This is a genomic window from Acetobacter pasteurianus subsp. pasteurianus LMG 1262 = NBRC 106471, assembly GCF_000285275.1.
GTDB lineage: Bacteria > Pseudomonadota > Alphaproteobacteria > Acetobacterales > Acetobacteraceae > Acetobacter > Acetobacter pasteurianus.
Genome location: NZ_CADO01000005.1, coordinates 1 through 16,423, shown reverse-complemented (window position 1 = coordinate 16,423; position 16,423 = coordinate 1). Strand labels below are relative to the sequence as shown.

Genomic DNA, 16,423 nt, shown 5'->3' with positions numbered 1-16,423 from the left:
TTTTGCAAAAATTACTTTGGCATTGGCCCCAGTTTTACGCCATATGGATAATATTTCCAACCATCTCGAATTCTCACTTTATTATCCCAAGGGAGCTTATATTCTCCAGCGGCAAGATCTTTTACCCATGTAAGGTAGTTTTCTTTTTCGCCACCAGGTTTTCCAACATAAGCACGACAGCCAAGATTAAATATATTGTTTTCCAAAGCCCAGTTTTCACGTGCCTTATCAACCAAACGAGGGAACAATTCCGCTGTAACAATTTCCCATGGATTACGATGGCCCTGTTGGATCACATTTCCATCATAATTGCAGATTGTTCCTTCGCCAAAGTAGTAAAATACATTGTCATAACCAGCTAGGTTAACAGACATTGTATACATTAGATTCTGCCAGGCATTTGTCTTGTTCGTCCAAATCCACTGGTCATTAACCTGTGTTGAATATCCAGAAATCCGTATATAAACATTAGCCCCTTTATAGGCCGCCTCACGCGCCAGTTCCGGGAACATACCATCATGACAAATACACACAGCCAGACGTGACCCTTTGGGTCCCTCACAAACTGGCATACCCAAATTACCCGGAGACCAAGGCTCAATTGGCACCCAAGGCTGTAATTTCCGATAGTGCAAGGCAATTTCGCCATCTGCATTAATAATAATAGCTGTGTTAAAAGGAGGTAATGAGGGATCTTCGTTCTTCTCCATTAGAGAAAACACACCCCAAACTGCATTCCTGCGGCAAGCCTCCTTAAAACGCGAAATCTCCTCACTTTCGAGAGTCAATAGCATCTCGTCATAAGTCCAGATTGCTGTATTCAGACCTTGCGTTGAATATTCCGGAAAAACAATAAGATCGAGATCCGGATATCCGGCTTTGGTAGAATCAACCGCACGACAGATTTGGTCAACCTGTGTCTGAATATCTTCAGGCCCTTTAATGACCGGGACGGGGTACTGAATCAATGCAACAAGAAGGGCTTCTTCCCACGCACTTACACTGCCGGTGCTTCCCATGAATCTCTCCCATATCTCATGTCGAGAACCTATTTCTGGTTCGTTAATATGTGGTTTAGAAATATATATTTCTTAAACCCGCTACATGATCGTCCGACATAATATGGTGAAATGCCCATACGTTGTTTGACGTACGGAAAATGACATTTATTCTTTACAGATAATAAGAATATAACTTTTATGCAAAATCCCGATCCACCCCACACATTATACTATGTAAATTTGTTTTTTGTTGTCTAAAAAATGAGTTTTTGTTTATTATATATGTTTCAATATATAGAAGAATATCCAAACAACTTTTTATTTCCTTGAAATAAGTCATTTCACGCATGCGCACATTTAGATTCGATATCGTAATGTTATGACTGCCACCCAACAATGAACCTCGGATACAGGAGGGAACATATGATTCCGGTCAGTCCAAGATTTTCGGGAAAACTCACAACACATCTTTCTCGCTATAGCCGCATCCTTTCTACCTGCTTCATTTTGGGAACAATAACTTCAGAATATGCGCGCGCAGCCGTGACAGTGAATTTTGGAAAAGATCAGTTTTTTACAATTGGTGTTGGGGTTAAAGCCCAATACCTTTCAAAAGATCCAGCGGCAACGCCTAGTAACTCAAGTGCTGCCAGCGCAAGTAATTTGCGTATTTATATGGGAGCACAGTTTCATAAATACGTTAAGACCACATTGAATCTTGAACGTTTGCGTGATGGAAACTGGAATGTCCTTGATGGCATTTTGCAAATTGAACCATGGAAAGCTTTTAATGTTTGGGGCGGCCGCATGCTGACCCCAAGTGATCGCTCAAACCTTGATGGTCCATATTTCCTGAGTACATATGCGTTCCCCATTGTAGCTCAATACCCTGGGGCGTGGTCTGGACGTGATGATGGGCTTGCTGTCTGGGGGAGACTACTGAAAGATCATTTCCGCTATGTAGCTGGCGTCTATCGTGGCCATAACTGGCAGAGGGGGGCTTCCAATACAGGGGAGCATCCTTTGTTTGCTGGCCGCTTGGAATACAATTTTCTCGATCCCGAACCCTCACCTGCCTATTATACGGCCAGCACTTATTATGGAAAAGCAGATATTCTGGCAATTGGTCTTGCAGGCCAGTACGAAACAGATGGCGTAGGCACAGCACAACAAAAGGGTGATTACAAAGCCTGGAATATTGATGGTCTTTTTGAAAAACGGATTGGACCCGGAGCACGCTATGGCGTTTATACTTTGGAAGGTGCTTACTACCAGTATTACACCGATGGCGTAAAAGATATTGCAGCCGGCTATCATCAACGTTCAGCAGATTATGGAAATGTTGGTGGCATTAACAACGGTACAGCCTTTTTGGCGAGCACGGCATATCTGATCCCTTACACACTAGGATGGGGGCGACTTCAGCCTTTAGTACGTTACCAGCAGTTTCGTTACAAAAAAGACCTCTATGGCCCTGGGCACCCTAAAACCACCCAGTTTGACGCTGGTGCAAACTATGTATTGGACGGCCATAACCTGCGGTTTACCTTTGATTATGTAAGGTACAAACCAACGGGTACAAAAGCTGCCAATGCCTTCTTGCTGGGTATGCAATTTCAGTACTGATGAATCCAACTATGTAATAGACGGCTCAGAAACGGCCGCTGGGAGACAGAAGATGCTAACCTTAAAGCAACGCATGGTAGGTGCTGTTGCCATTCTAGCCTGCAGCGTGGTTGGAAACACTGCATGGGCAGAAAAAACACCACTGGAGAACCTTGATTGCCGACATCTTTTTGTAGAAGACGTAGAAATTTCTGATAAAATCGAAACTCTACAGCGAAAAGAATCTTCTGATATAGAGGCTGGAAAAGCAGAAGAAAATAAAGGGTTTTTTGTAAAACTTGACCCAATACCAGGCATAGGTGTGACGAAAGGTATGATCCTTACCCCAGCAGGAAAGCCTCTACGAGAAGATTCCACGGAGATGGGGTTAGATGCTTTACAAACACGTCTCTCGTCCATCCGCAGCGTAGAGCAGCGTAAGGTATGCCCAGAAGTAGGAACTTCTTTTCAAAAACGCACCACAATCCTTGATGATCAAGTGCGAGGAACTGAGTAAATAAAAATACACTATGACACATTTGTCGTGTCATCTCAGTTCTGCGATCTAAACGATAAAATATGCAAAAAAACGATATAAAAATCTGTTTCTAAGCAGGCTGTATCATCAGAAACCGCCTGCTTAAATTTGTACAATATGGCTAAAATGCACTTAAATATTCAAAGTTGAATCCGTTACAGGCAACCTAATTTCCAATAAACCTAGACACCAATCATACATGAGGATTCTCTAGTTAGCGTGCTTCAATTGCGCAAATTTTTATGAATATTTATGTTTCAATTGCACTAACATCATTAAATGTTGTAAGTCTCTGCTGTAATTAGTTAACAACTCATCAGGCAGAGATTTATCCTTGCGCAATTTATCCGTTAAGAAAATGGCAACGCGCGTGTATTTCCAAGCCAAAGATAGTCAAAAATTCTCTATGTGGTGGTATAAAGCATGACTGAGCAGACAACAGCAACAAACACTCAAGCCAATCAGTCCAAGCCAGCACAAACGCCCCCATATCCCACAGCGGCAGCACTGCCCACGCAGCAAGCCCCCAAGAATATTCGGTTTGATTTTAACGAAGGGTGCCGGGTTCACCTACCCTTACTGGAAGAAACTGAAGGGACCTGGCGTATTGAGCTCACAGATTTGGATACCGGAAATATCTTGTTTGCTCAGGCAGGGCTGAGCCAAGCACTCGTTCGCTCATCCAAACGCTGGTACGTGCGCTTTGGCATTACAGTCTGGCAGGATCATACAGCAGAAGACGGAAAAGTTACCAGTACACAGGTTTTTTCCCATGCTTATGATTCAAAAGATAAGCAGGTTCTCATTATATTCCCCGTCGGAACATTAGGGGATACCTTAGCATGGGTGCCCTATGCGGCACGTTTTGCAGAAGTGCGACAAGCACAGGTAACATGCGCCATGTCTGAACTTCTGATTCCATTATTTCAGAACGCCTACCCACACATCAATTTTGTCACTCATGATGATGTGCGAACAAACAAACTCACCGAACAAGCTTACGCAACCTATTACCTTGGCCTCTTTTTTGATGATGCCGCTTGTGACTGGCAACCTTCCGACTTCCGCTTGGTAGGATTGCATAAGACAGCAGCATATATTTTAGGTGTCAGCACAAAGGAAGAACCTGCAAAAATCAGTTTTCCAGACGAAGGACGCCCTATTGAGGAGCCTTATGTCTGCATTGCGGCCCAGGCCTCGTCCCAGTGCAAATACTGGAACAATCCAACAGGCTGGGATGAAGTCATTAAATGGCTGAAAGCCCAAGGATACCGAGTAATCTGTATCGACCAGAAAACTGTGCATGGCACTGGTATTGTCTGGAATCACATTCCATATGGCGCAGAAGACCAAACAGGCAGCCGCCCTCTGACAGAACGAGCACGCTGGTTAAAGCATGCTGCGTTTTTCATCGGGCTTGGCTCTGGCCTGTCCTGGCTGGCATGGTCCACCGGAACCCCTGTGGTGATGATTGCGGGCTTTAGCCACCCGACAACCGAATTTGAAACACCTTTCCGTATCATTAACTGGCATACCTGTAACTCCTGCTGGAATGATCCGAAAGAACGGTTTGACCACCATGATTTTCTGTGGTGCCCACGGCATGCCAATACACCGCGCCAGTTTGAATGCACGCGCCTTATTACGGCTCAGCAAGTCATTGCAACAATAAAACCTCTTGTTCATAAAAGATAACGAATATGCCGGATATTTCTAAAAATACCACCATCGGTGGTGACAGTAGCAGCACCGAACAAAATGGCGGAACCGTTATAAATAACGTTGGGCTTTTTGTGAGCTCAGGCGGCACAGCCAGCGGTGTAACTGCTGAGGCTGGGGGATACATACATGTTTATGATAACGGGTCTGCCATCAGTTCATTAATATCTGGCGGTACACTTGAAACTGTTGGAGAGATTTCATTTACATCAGCAACCGCAGGCGGGAATATCCTCGTTTCCTCTGGAGGCATAAGTGATAATGATATCATTGGTGTAAATGGGCAGGAAACTGTTTGGGGAACAGCTAATAATCTTACCCTTTCAGGAAGTGGTGCTCACGCTTATCTAAGTTCAGGCGGAAGCGGTACAAATTGGACCAATGAAGATGGTGGCTGGGTCGGCATATATGATGGTGCCACATTAACTGGCGCTGAAGTCACGGATTCAGGTACTTTCGTTGATGTTCTGGGCGGGCAAGTCACCAGCGCCACAGCCACAAATGGCGGGATTCTTCAGATTGAAAGCGGTGTAACAGTTTCTGTTACCAGCGCCATATCTGGCGGAAGTATTCAAGTTTCTGGTGGTGGCACAGCGCAACAAAGCTTTATTGGCTCAAACGGCAATATGGATGTTTACAGTGGTGGCACCAGCATATCTGCCACCCTGAAAGAACCTGATGCCACACTTAATATTTCCGGTGGCAACGCATCAGACACACTTCTTTCTGCTGGTGCTGTAAATGTTTATACAAGTGGTACACTCACCAATACAACTGTTCAAAGTGGCATTATCAATCTATCTGGCGGCAGTGCCACTATTGTAAACGCCACTCATGGTAGTGGTGGCATTATTGTTAATGAGGGTGGCCGTTTAACCTCTGCAATGTTAGCAAGCGGAGGATATGTGCATATCTCTGCTGGCGGCACTGCAACTTCTGATATCGTTTCAAGCAGCGGCACAGAGTATGTAGACAACGGCGGTAGCAGTATTTCTGCCCAAATTTTAACTTCAAACGCCAATATCATTGTATCAAGCGGTGGTTTTGCCACCGATGCTAAAATTATCAGTGGTTATGCAACAGTTTATGATAATGGGACAATGGTTAATGGCTCCATACAAAGTGGAATCATAACCGTTTCTGGTGGACGTGTTGCCAATATAAATGCTGATAATGGCGGCGGTTTTGATGTTTCTGGCGGCAATGTTTCTGCCCTGCATATCAACACAGGCAGCTTCATTAATCTTTATAATGGTGGTTCTGCTACTGACATTACGGGAATCGGAAGCAATCTTTCCGATGGTAATGGTGGTGTAAATGTTTTTGGTGGCACACTTACAGGCGCATCTTTTCAGGATGGAAGCACTTTAAGCGCCACTGGTGGCACAATTCAAAACGTTACGTTTAATAGCAATGGTTATGGTTTTGCTTCTAATGCAACTTTAACAAGCACGACAATTAACGCAAATGGCAATTTGGTTGTTTATGATGGCGCCACAACAAACAACACTGTTGTAAGCGGCACAAACGCCTTTGAAGCTGTTTCTGCGGGTGGAAGCTCTATTAGCGCCATTATAAGTGATAGTGGTAATGAATATGCCAATACTGGTGCAACAATTATCAATCCGACCGCTAAAAGCGGCGGAACAATTACCATTCACAGCCAAGGTGTTTTAAGTAACGCGACCATTCAGAACGGCGCATCATTAAGCATTGAAAGCGGCGGGCAGCTAAGCGGTAGCGTAACTTTGCAAGATGGTGGCACAGTAGCCATTTATTCCGATGCTGGCGGCACCATTGTTATGGATGGTGATACTACAAATATCGGTCTGGTTATTTCCGGACTGACAGAAGGCGGCATTGTCAGCACTGTTATTTCTGGTTTTAACGGCACATCTGGTGGAGATTCAGATGGCATTGTGCTGGACGGAATAAAAGAGGGAGATGTCCAAGACGTATCCTATGATGCCAATGATACTAATAAAGTATGGATTAACCTGAAAAATGGCCACTCCATAGGTTTAACTATTGATGGTGTTTCGAAGCACGGTAATGCCTTGGTTGTTGGAGATGATGGCAACCTGATTTACGAGGTCTGCTTCTTGCGCGGAAGTATGATCCGCACGCCTGACGGAGATGTTGCTGTCGAAAACCTTGTTACTGGTGATGACGTTATTACCTATGACTGGCATACCAAACAGGAAATCACACGGCCAGTTGTATGGATAGGCAAAGCTCGGTGCAACATTCGCCCATATCTACCAGATGCCGAAGCCGGGTATCCTGTACGTGTGTGCAAAAATGCCATTGCAGATGGCGTGCCTTACAAGGATATGCTGATTACCGCTGAGCACTGTCTGTTCTTTGATGGCAAATTTGTACCCGTGCGTATGCTGGTAAACGGGATTTCGATTTTTTACGATAAATCCATCACTTCCTATGATTACTATCATGTAGAAACAGATCGGCATTCCGTTATTACCGCCGATGGTATGCTCACCGAAAGCTACCTGGATACAGGCAACCGCCGCGCTTTCCATCAGGAAGGTGCCGTTATTCGGCTACGTAATGCCCGCCACAATTGGGAAGATGATGCTGGAGCGCCATTGTGTGTAGATCGTGCTTTTGTTGAACCCCTGTTCCACAAGCTGGCAGCACGAAATAGCTGTTCTACCAGCAAAGCAATATCTGCTGCACTCATACATGATCCTGATCTGCACCTCATCACAGAAAGCGGGATCACACTTCGCCCCTTACGGCAGGATGGACAGCACTATAGCTTCATGCTGCCAACCAACACCAAATATGTGCGCATTATTTCCCGCGCCAACCGTCCAACAGACGTCATCGGACCATTTGTAGATGACCGTCGCCTGATGGGTGTTGCTGTGGGAGATATACGGCTTCTTTCTGCCAAACAGCAGTATCAGATCACGTCTCACCTTCAGGCCGAAAAACCAGACGGTTGGCATAATACGGAGTGGACTGATTGCGCCTGGACCAATGGTAACGCTTTGCTGCCTTTGGAAGAGCATCTCTCCTGCGCTAACATAGGCATTCTATCCATAACTCTTCGCGCAGCAGGGCCTTTTCTGGTCAATCATCAGAACAAGACTGATGCCAAACAGTCTGCCTGATAAACTGAAGTCATCATTATCTTTCATGCAGGCTCTACTCTAATATGTAGAGCCTGTTTTTTATTACTTCATAACCATCGTGTGCACATTCATACTGCTCAAAAAATCTGAGGCAGCATGCAAAAGCAAAATCTCCAATAAACAACAGCGCCTCTTATCTCTGCGCGGCCCCTTCATCATAACTGTATTATTTTGGCATCATTCTCCATCCATATTTATGCATATACAGATTTATGTACCAATATATATAGACAAACTGACATCAGGCCCGGCAAAAGAGGCTCACCCCTTATTCTTTACTTTAAACCCGGACCTGCCAGATCTATGCACGATCGTTTCCATACTTTTTGCGCCGCCGGAACGTTTGGCGCCCTTTTGCTGACTACCTCAGCACTGGCTGCAACGCCTGTTTCTACAAAGCCGCATACGGGCACTAAACCAGCCGCTATCAAAACATCTGCCCCTAAGAAACAAGCCACCGCAGCCCCTATTGCAGGGATACTCGATGGCTCCAATGGTGAAACTGTGAATGTTCACGGCCACCATGCAGCCGATGGCACGGCTGCCAAATATATGAACAAAATTGTTTACCTGGGCCCATTGGGTAACCGGGATACTCTGGATACGCCCTATTCCGTCATGGGGGTTCCGCACGATGTTATGGTAAACCAGCAGATCCGCAACCTCAATGATATGGCGCAATATCTCCCTTCCGTGCAGCTGGAAGTACGTGGTGACCCAAACACATCTCGCCCACAGTCCCGCGGGTTTGAAGCTGATGTGATCTCCAACTCTCGCCTTGATGGCCTGAACGTTGTTGCCACCACGCCTTATGCGGCAGAATGGGTAGACAACCTGCAGGTTCTGAACGGCTTGGCAGGCGCAATGTATGGGCCAGAAAACCCGGCTGGTGTTTTTGAATATACCCTCAAACGCCCGACAGATCGACGCACTGAGCGCCTTTCCGTTGGTGTCGACTCCATCGGCACACCAACTGTTAATGGCGATATTTCTGGGCGTGTAGGTCGTAATGGCTGGTTTGGTTACCGCCTGAACATGCTGCACGCCAACGGCACAGCATATACGCAAGGCAGTATGGTCCGCCGTGAAATGGTTAGCGGTGATTTTGATATCCACCTTGATGACAAGACGGTTATTGAAATTGATGCCAGCCACTATACTTTTGACCAGCGCGGCACTGCACCCGGCTTTGGCATTCTGGCAACAGGCGTAGGTGGAGATAAACTGCCTGAAGCACCGGATCTGAGCAAGCGGCTCGCTCCTGAATGGAGCGGCTACAATATGGAAACCAATACATTTCTTGCCAAAATCAAGCACCAGATCAACAAAGATTGGAGCTTCACACTTGGCGGCCTATATCAGGATGCCGCCAGACAATCCTTTGGCGTAGCTGATACGTTGTGCGATGGCAGCAAAACCTGTGGCGGCCTAACTGGTAGCGATGGCTGGTTTAGTTCCAAAGCAACAGCCACAACCACGGCAAATGATTTCCGTGTAGGTAGTAACATGGCCTATTTTAACGGGCGTGTTCACACCGGCCCCTTGCAGCATGATCTGGTAATTGGCACCAACGGCTACATGATGGGCAATTATAACCCCACAGGGGCTGTAACAAGCGCACAGAACTTGGGGGTATATAACCTTTCCGGTGCCTCCCCTTCCAGCGGCACACAGCCTTATTATCACGGGCGTTATAAATCCAGCAGTGTCACCAGCCAGTCTTTTATTGTGGGTGACACCATGCGCATCAACAAGCATTGGTCTGTTATGGGCACCCTTGCCTGGAGCTGGATCAATCAGGAAAGTGCGCTTAACTCCAAAAGCCCACTCAGAAAAACCTTTGATACATCAGCCGCTTTCAGCCCAACGGCTAGCGTGATGTACAAACCGACAGATAACCAGACCATCTATTTCACCTATGGTCGCTCTGTTGAAGCTGGGCCTGTTACCCCTAACAGCGCAAGCTACACCAATACAAACATGGCGCTGCCCATCGCACATTCTGAAGAATACGAAGTGGGTTATAAACTGCGTTACAAAACAATGCAGTTTAATGTTGCCGGTTTCCGTATGACATCACCTTACGCAATGTATGTGGCCGCAAAGAACCCGGATGCAGGCTGCGCAGCCATGACCAATTGCCAGACCTATCAATATGGCGGCACGCAGCGCAACTACGGTGTAGAAGCCCAGATTTCAGGCGAAGTGCTGCCTAACCTTTCCGTGCTTGCTGGCATGACCTGGCTGGATGCAGAACTGGTGCATGCAGCATCTTCTTCCCTCAACAATAAGGAAATTGTTGGCGCGGCACCTTTGCAGGCCAACATGCTGCTGGATTATCGCCTGCCTGCTTCCATGGGGTCTTTTGCATCTGGCTGGGCTTTTAATGCCAATGTGCATTACATGGGCAACCGTGCAGCTAACGTTACCAACACACTCCATACCGGGTCCTACACCACGCTGGATCTGGGCACGCGCTATGCCTTCCATGTGGCACAGTTTCCGTGGGTTGTGCGTTTTGGGGTGAGCAACGCTACGAATGAACGCTACTGGGCCTCTGTTTACACAGGCGCACCAAGTGGCACATCTGGCGCTGCATCCAGCCTGTATGCTGGTTTGCCACGTGTTTATCACTTCACTTTCTCTGCGGAGTTCTGATACTCTTTTCCGCATAATCAAACGCACGGAAAATAGAGCCAACATGCGCGTTACCAATAGGTTGATAACTCCGCTGGTTCTATTTTCCGTATGCACAAGTTTTTTCATATTCAGAAATATAGAAGGCTTTGGCGGCCTGCCTTTCAGCGATGAATCCGGGCACTTTTTAGGTGTTCTCGCCATGCAGCATGGTGATCGGCTTTATCGGGACTATATTGATGCGCATGGGCCTCTTGTTTTCATGCTCTCATGGATACTTGGCCCTATTGCAGGTGCTTCACACCTCTGGGTTTTTCGGTTTGTTTCTACCCTTATGGCCAGCCTTGCCGGGCTGGCCATTTTTTATACATCTCTTTTTACTTTTAATTGGCAGCGTTATCTGGCCATTGCCATATGGCTGGAAAGTATTGCGTCTGTCTGGACTGTACAAGGCCTTAATCTAGATAGTTATTGGCCCATCGGCGGTGCATTAACGGTTATCAGCTTGGCCACTTTTGTAGTGCCAATGTGCCTTAATAAACCTGTATCTATGCCTCGGGCGTTTTATGGAGGTTTTGCCACAGCGCTTTTACCTTTCGCGGCCTATGCGTTTGGTCCACTCGCTGTTTTCTTTTACGCCATTCCTTGCCTGATTTGGTTGTTTCGTCGCGCGACTTACAGAGGAACCATAAAAGAGATTACGCTGGGGTGCTTCTGCGCCTGTTTGGTTATGACATTATGGCTGGCTCTCTATGGTGATATTGGTGGCATGATTGCCTTCCATATCATTGCCAACCAAAAATGGTATGCGCATTATATTCCCTTCGGCATAGATGCCTTTCTGCACGGCATGGCGCTTTCCTTTACGCCTGATCGCATTATAGAGACACTGGCTGTTATCGCCTGCGGGTTGGGTAGTTTTCTTCTTGTTTGGAAAAGCACCTTTAAACTCTCTGCCCTGCTGGCTATTTGCGGCCTGATGACACTTCAGATACGGGGCATGGATGGCTTTCAAAACGGGGCTTTCCTTATGGCCGCTTTTGCGCTGGCAAGCTTGATGGCTACAACCTGTTTGAAAAATTTCCCAAATATTTTAGCGCTCTTAGCATTCGGTAGCGTTGGGGGAGTATTTCTGTTCTCCCAACATGCCCTCTCCTCCCCTTGGGCGCAGACACTGGCGCAAAGACGTGCCGCAGGATGGCATCTGACAGAAGATGACTCTGTCGATTTTGCCAGAACCATACGCACCTATACACAACCGAATGAACGGATCTTGGCTGTTCCGTATAGCCCTGATGTGTATCTTCTGGCCCACCGTTTACCCATTAAAAAATATCATGCTTATCTTCCATGGGAAGCCGATTACGCAGCCCACCCGTGGCATGGGTATGATCGAGATTTATGCGTTGATTTACCCAAAGATAAACCTCCAGCCATTTATTTTGATAGCTGGGTTATCTGGGGTGTGCATGACCCAAAAAAGTTCATGTCTTGCGTGGTGGATATTCTGCACACAGATTATACGCAAATGCCTGCGGGATCTTCCGTCTATATCAGGAATGACCGTCTGCCCCACTCACCATCCTGACACATAAATAATATCAGATTAATTTTTATGTGGGTGCTTTATTTAAATTTATAAATTCAAAAATAAAAATACTAAAAAACGTTATTATACAGCCCGTTGGCCTGGAAATAATGATTTAATTTTAGGCAGCCTTCAGTTTATCCTTGCATTCCTTTTGTTTTGCGCACATTGATAGCGCAAGCGGGTGCTTTTATCTGAGTCATCGGCGCATGTTGCGTCAGTTTTTCTCCTTAAAAGTTATGATTTCGTGTGTATTTTGTACACGACCGCTGTTGTAAAAAAGGAGCCTTGTTATGGCAACAGGCACCGTAAAATGGTTTAACCCTACAAAGGGTTTTGGTTTCATTCAGCCGGATAATGGGGGACAGGACGCGTTCGTTCATATCTCTGAGCTTGAGCGCGCCGGTATGCATACCCTTACCGAAGGTCAGCAGGTCTCTTACGAGCTCGAAGCTGGCCGTAACGGCAAGACATCTGCAGTAAGCATTAAAGCAATCTAATTGCTTTAAGCTGCATATAATGCTGTAAAAAGCCGCCCTTTGGGGCGGCTTTTTATTTGCCGTTTTTTCAAATATCCACTTACCCTTTTTCTTTCCAGCCACCGCCCAATGAACGATAAAGCGTGACCAGATTCTGATATCTGGATACATCTACCGAAATTTGATTTTGCTGTGCCTGCAAATAGGCACGCTGTGATTCCAATGTTGTTAGATAGGAATCTATCCCCGCTTCATAACGCATCTTTGCAAGACGATAAGCATCTCCAGAAGCGTTTACCAAAGCATCCACTTCTTTCTGCTCATCCAGATACGCCTTTCTGCCCGCCAGTGCATCTGCAACTTCCCGGAATGCTGTCTGCACTGTTTTTTCGTAAGTCGTGATTTTGCTATCCCGGCGCGCCTTGGAGGCTTTCAGGTTTCCTGAATTTTGCCCCCATGTCCACAAAGGGATCTGAATGTTCGGGTTAACACCCCATGTAGTGGCCGCAGATGTAAACAGCTTATGAAACTGCAAGCTGGAAATACCATCGCTGGCCGTAAGGGTAATACGCGGGAAAAACGCGGCACGCGCGGCACCAATATCTGCCTGCGCAGACAACAGATCATGTTCAGCCTGCACAATATCTGGCCGACGATTAAGCAGATCCGATGGCAAGCCTGCAGGCACATCCGCCAGAACAGTTTGCTGCCCCAGATTAGCAGGAGGCGGCAAGTTTGCTGGAATGGGTGCGCCTATCAGCAGGCTGATAAGGTTTTCATCCTGCTCCACTCTTCTTTGAGAATCAGCCAGCAAACCAGCACTTTGCGCAACCTGCGTTTCTGCCTGCCGAACAGTTAGCAGATCAGCTTCCCCGTGGTTATATTTATCTTGGATGAGCTGCAAAGTGCTTTGCTGGCTGCTTAACGTATTCTGCGCAAGCACAACAGCCTGCCTATCACCCAGCCATGCAATATAGGCGTTGGCAACCTGCGCAATAATGCTGATGGTCACCCCCCTAAAGTTTTCCTGCTGGGCCAGTGTTTCTTCTGCTGCTTCTCGGCTAAGGGAACGGATACGGCCAAAAATATCAATTTCGTAAGCCGAAAATCCAATCCCACCCTGATAGAAACGGAACGGATTACGCGCCATACCCGTACCTGTTTGAGCGCTATCCAAACCCGGTGCAAAGCTTAACCCCGCAGCATCGGATGGGGCCTGGTACATTGGCCCACCTGTCGCCCCAATACTGGGGAACAAACCCGCATGCTGAATATCATACCGCCCCTGGGCTTCTACAATGCTGGCCGCAGCTTGCCGGATATCTCTATTTTCACGCAGGGCAATGGTAATCAGCTGCTGCAAACGCGGATCTATAAAGAAGTCCCGCCAACCGATATCGGATGCTGCCTTTTGCAGCATGGCATTATCTGTGTGCTGATAATCTGCCCATGTTTGTGCAAGTGGTGGTTGTGGCCGCTTGTATTTGGGTATCATGGTACAGCCACCCAAAAGCCCGACAGACACTGCGAAACATGCAACCTGACGATACAAGCGCGACTGACGTGATGCGGAAAAATGCGTCATTATTTTACTCGTGTCCGTCAGAATTCATAATCTGGGCATGCGGGTCTGTGCGTTCGCTTATGCGCTTCACCTTGAAAAGGCGAAGAACAACCACAAAGAACACAGGCACAAAATAGACAGCCAGCAACGTTGCTGATGCCATACCACCCACCACAGCCGTGCCGATGGCAACACGCGCGGCAGACCCAGCACCAGATGCAATAGCGAGCGGAAATACCCCCACCACAAAGGCAATAGATGTCATCAAAATTGGGCGCAGACGTTCACGCGCGGCTGTTAGAACGGACTCTTCCAAAGATTTGCCTTGTTCAAAACCCATTTTGGCAAATTCAACAATCAGAATGGCGTTCTTAACCGCCAGCCCAACTGTTGTAAGCAGCCCGACCTGGAAATAGACATCGTTCGCCAAGCCACGCATCAACGTTGCAATAATTGCACCAACAACCCCCAGCGGAATAACCAGCAGAACTGCCAGCGGAATAGCCCAACTTTCGTACAACGCTGCCAGACACAGCAAAATAACAATCATGGCCAAAGCATAAAGCGGCCCAGTAGAGGAACCAGACGCATTCTGCTCGAAAGACAGGCCTGTCCATTCATACCCAATACCAGCAGGTAGTTTTTTCAGGATATTGGTAATTGTCGCCAATGCCTGCCCGGAACTATAGCCCTCCGCCGGTTGCCCCAGAATTTCAAAGGCGTTGAAGCTGTTATAGTTTTCAACCTTCTGCGGGCCAGAAATCCAGTGGGCGCTCACAAAGGTATTCAGCGGCACCAATGTATTCGTAAAGTTCCGGATATACCATTTATCCAGATCCTGCGGTTGCATGCGGGAACTGGCAACACCTTGGATATATACCTGCTTCACACGGTCATTACGCGTAAACTGGTTGACGTAAATAGACCCCAGAGCCCCTTCAATGGTGGTATTAATATCATCAATTGTGACACCAAGGGCGTTTGCTTTTTCCCGGTCAATATCCAGATGGTACTGCCCAGCATCTTCCATACCGTTCGGGCGCACAGCCAGCAGGCTTGGGTCTTGTGCCGCCATACCCAGCACCATGTTGCGGGCTTCCAGAAGTTTTTCATGCCCCAGATGCGCACGGTCTTCCAACTCAAGGTCAAAGCCCGTTGCGTTACCCAGTTCCAGAACGGCTGGCGGGTTAAAGGCCAAAATCTGTGCTTTTGGGCTCCCCCAGAAATGCATCATAATCCGCATGGCAATGGCAGCAGAAGATTGTGACGCTTTGGGGCGGACAGACCAATCCTTCAAACGGATAAAGAATGCGCCAGAGTTTTGGCCCTGCCCTGCAAAGTTAAACCCATTTACAGAATAAACGGATTCAACAGAATCAGCTTCTGTCTTGAGAATATAGTCTGCAACAGCGTGGTTAATCTCGGCTGTCTTTTCCATTGGGGCATTGGGCGGCATGGTGATCTGCCCAAAAATCAGCCCCTGATCTTCATCTGGCAAAAAGCCACCCGGAACCCGCAGGAACAAAACAACCACAACGGCTGTAATAAGAACAAAGGCCCCCATTGCCAGCACGAAATGCCGCAGAAGATAGTTTACACCGCCAAGGTACCCGTTGGTTAGCTTTGTAAAGTTACGATTAAACCACCCAGCCAGACCTTTGGTTTTTTCATGCTGCCCCGGTTTGAGCATTGTAGCGCACAAAGCGGGCGTAAGCACCATAGCCACCAGCACAGAAAGCCACATGGCCGAAACAATGGTGATAGAGAACTGCCGGTAAATAACCCCAACAGACCCAGAAAATGCTGCCATAGGCAAAAACACAGCGGACAGAACCAGCACGATACCCACGAGTGCGCCAGAAATTTCATCCATGGAAACACGGGCAGCCTCACGCGGGGAAAGCTGCTTTTCCGTCATCACACGTTCAACGTTTTCCACCACCACAATGGCATCATCCACCAGCAGGCCAACAGCCAGCACCATGGCCAGCATGGTAAGAGTGTTGATGGAATAACCCAAAAGATTCAGTAGCCCGAACGTACCCAGCAGCACAACGGGCACCGCAATGGTAGGAATAAGTGTCAGGTTGTGAGACGTCATTGGCGTAATCAAGGATTTCGTCGACCTGTTTCA

The 16,423-nt window shown here is 47.3% G+C and carries 9 protein-coding genes and 1 pseudogene; 7 read left to right on the top strand and 3 right to left on the bottom strand.

What is annotated here, in order from left to right:
• Positions 1-11: 11 nt before the first annotated feature.
• The gene (locus APA10_RS01705) at positions 12-1,019 is read right to left on the bottom strand and encodes a formamidase (RefSeq protein ID WP_003629164.1); all 1,008 of its coding nucleotides are present in this window, start codon (positions 1,017-1,019) and stop codon (positions 12-14) included.
• A 378-nt stretch (positions 1,020-1,397) separates the two neighbouring features.
• Here APA10_RS01705 and APA10_RS01700 point away from each other — a divergent pair, with 378 nt between their 5' ends.
• From APA10_RS01700 to APA10_RS01670, 7 genes are all read left to right on the top strand, one after another.
• Positions 1,398-2,627: a porin gene (locus tag APA10_RS01700; protein WP_174714278.1), complete on the top strand. Its 1,230-nt coding sequence runs from the start codon at positions 1,398-1,400 to the stop codon at positions 2,625-2,627.
• A 52-nt stretch (positions 2,628-2,679) separates the two neighbouring features.
• Positions 2,680-3,123 carry a hypothetical protein gene (locus APA10_RS01695; RefSeq protein ID WP_250697605.1) on the top strand — a complete coding sequence of 148 codons (444 nt, stop codon included), beginning with the start codon at positions 2,680-2,682 and terminating at the stop codon, positions 3,121-3,123.
• Positions 3,124-3,567: 444 nt separating this feature from the next.
• Positions 3,568-4,839 (top strand): autotransporter strand-loop-strand O-heptosyltransferase, encoded by a 1,272-nt coding sequence (locus APA10_RS01690; protein ID WP_003629160.1) that lies wholly within the window; start codon positions 3,568-3,570, stop codon positions 4,837-4,839.
• 5 nt (positions 4,840-4,844) lie between these two features.
• Positions 4,845-8,000 carry a Hint domain-containing protein gene (locus tag APA10_RS01685; RefSeq protein ID WP_003629159.1) on the top strand — a complete coding sequence of 1,052 codons (3,156 nt, stop codon included), beginning with the start codon at positions 4,845-4,847 and terminating at the stop codon, positions 7,998-8,000.
• Between the two features lie 324 nt (positions 8,001-8,324).
• Positions 8,325-10,679: a TonB-dependent siderophore receptor gene (locus APA10_RS01680; protein ID WP_003629158.1), complete on the top strand. Its 2,355-nt coding sequence runs from the start codon at positions 8,325-8,327 to the stop codon at positions 10,677-10,679.
• Positions 10,680-10,722: 43 nt separating this feature from the next.
• Positions 10,723-12,246, top strand: a complete 1,524-nt coding sequence (locus APA10_RS15310) for a hypothetical protein (protein ID WP_003629157.1) — start codon at positions 10,723-10,725, stop codon at positions 12,244-12,246.
• A 293-nt stretch (positions 12,247-12,539) separates the two neighbouring features.
• The gene (locus APA10_RS01670; RefSeq protein WP_003623691.1) at positions 12,540-12,746 is read left to right on the top strand and encodes a cold-shock protein; all 207 of its coding nucleotides are present in this window, start codon (positions 12,540-12,542) and stop codon (positions 12,744-12,746) included.
• 79 nt (positions 12,747-12,825) lie between these two features.
• Here the strand turns inward: APA10_RS01670 and APA10_RS01665 are convergent, their stop codons facing one another.
• Both APA10_RS01665 and APA10_RS01660 read right to left on the bottom strand, forming a co-directional pair.
• Positions 12,826-14,310 carry an efflux transporter outer membrane subunit gene (locus tag APA10_RS01665; protein WP_035365741.1) on the bottom strand — a complete coding sequence of 495 codons (1,485 nt, stop codon included), beginning with the start codon at positions 14,308-14,310 and terminating at the stop codon, positions 12,826-12,828.
• A gap of 4 nt (positions 14,311-14,314) precedes the next feature.
• A pseudogene (locus APA10_RS01660) lies at positions 14,315-16,372 on the bottom strand (efflux RND transporter permease subunit); the annotation flags it as partial.
• Between the last annotated feature and the right edge of the window lie 51 nt (positions 16,373-16,423).

Coding starts and splice junctions, on each gene's coding strand:
- APA10_RS01670 (WP_003623691.1), top strand. CDS start 12,540: ATGGCAACAGGCACCGTAAAATGGTTTAACCCTACAAAGGGTTTTGGT.
- APA10_RS15310 (WP_003629157.1), top strand. CDS start 10,723: ATGCGCGTTACCAATAGGTTGATAACTCCGCTGGTTCTATTTTCCGTA.
- APA10_RS01665 (WP_035365741.1), bottom strand. CDS start 14,310: ATGACGCATTTTTCCGCATCACGTCAGTCGCGCTTGTATCGTCAGGTT.
- APA10_RS01690 (WP_003629160.1), top strand. CDS start 3,568: ATGACTGAGCAGACAACAGCAACAAACACTCAAGCCAATCAGTCCAAG.
- APA10_RS01705 (WP_003629164.1), bottom strand. CDS start 1,019: ATGGGAAGCACCGGCAGTGTAAGTGCGTGGGAAGAAGCCCTTCTTGTT.
- APA10_RS01700 (WP_174714278.1), top strand. CDS start 1,398: ATGAACCTCGGATACAGGAGGGAACATATGATTCCGGTCAGTCCAAGA.
- APA10_RS01680 (WP_003629158.1), top strand. CDS start 8,325: ATGCACGATCGTTTCCATACTTTTTGCGCCGCCGGAACGTTTGGCGCC.
- APA10_RS01685 (WP_003629159.1), top strand. CDS start 4,845: ATGCCGGATATTTCTAAAAATACCACCATCGGTGGTGACAGTAGCAGC.
- APA10_RS01695 (WP_250697605.1), top strand. CDS start 2,680: ATGCTAACCTTAAAGCAACGCATGGTAGGTGCTGTTGCCATTCTAGCC.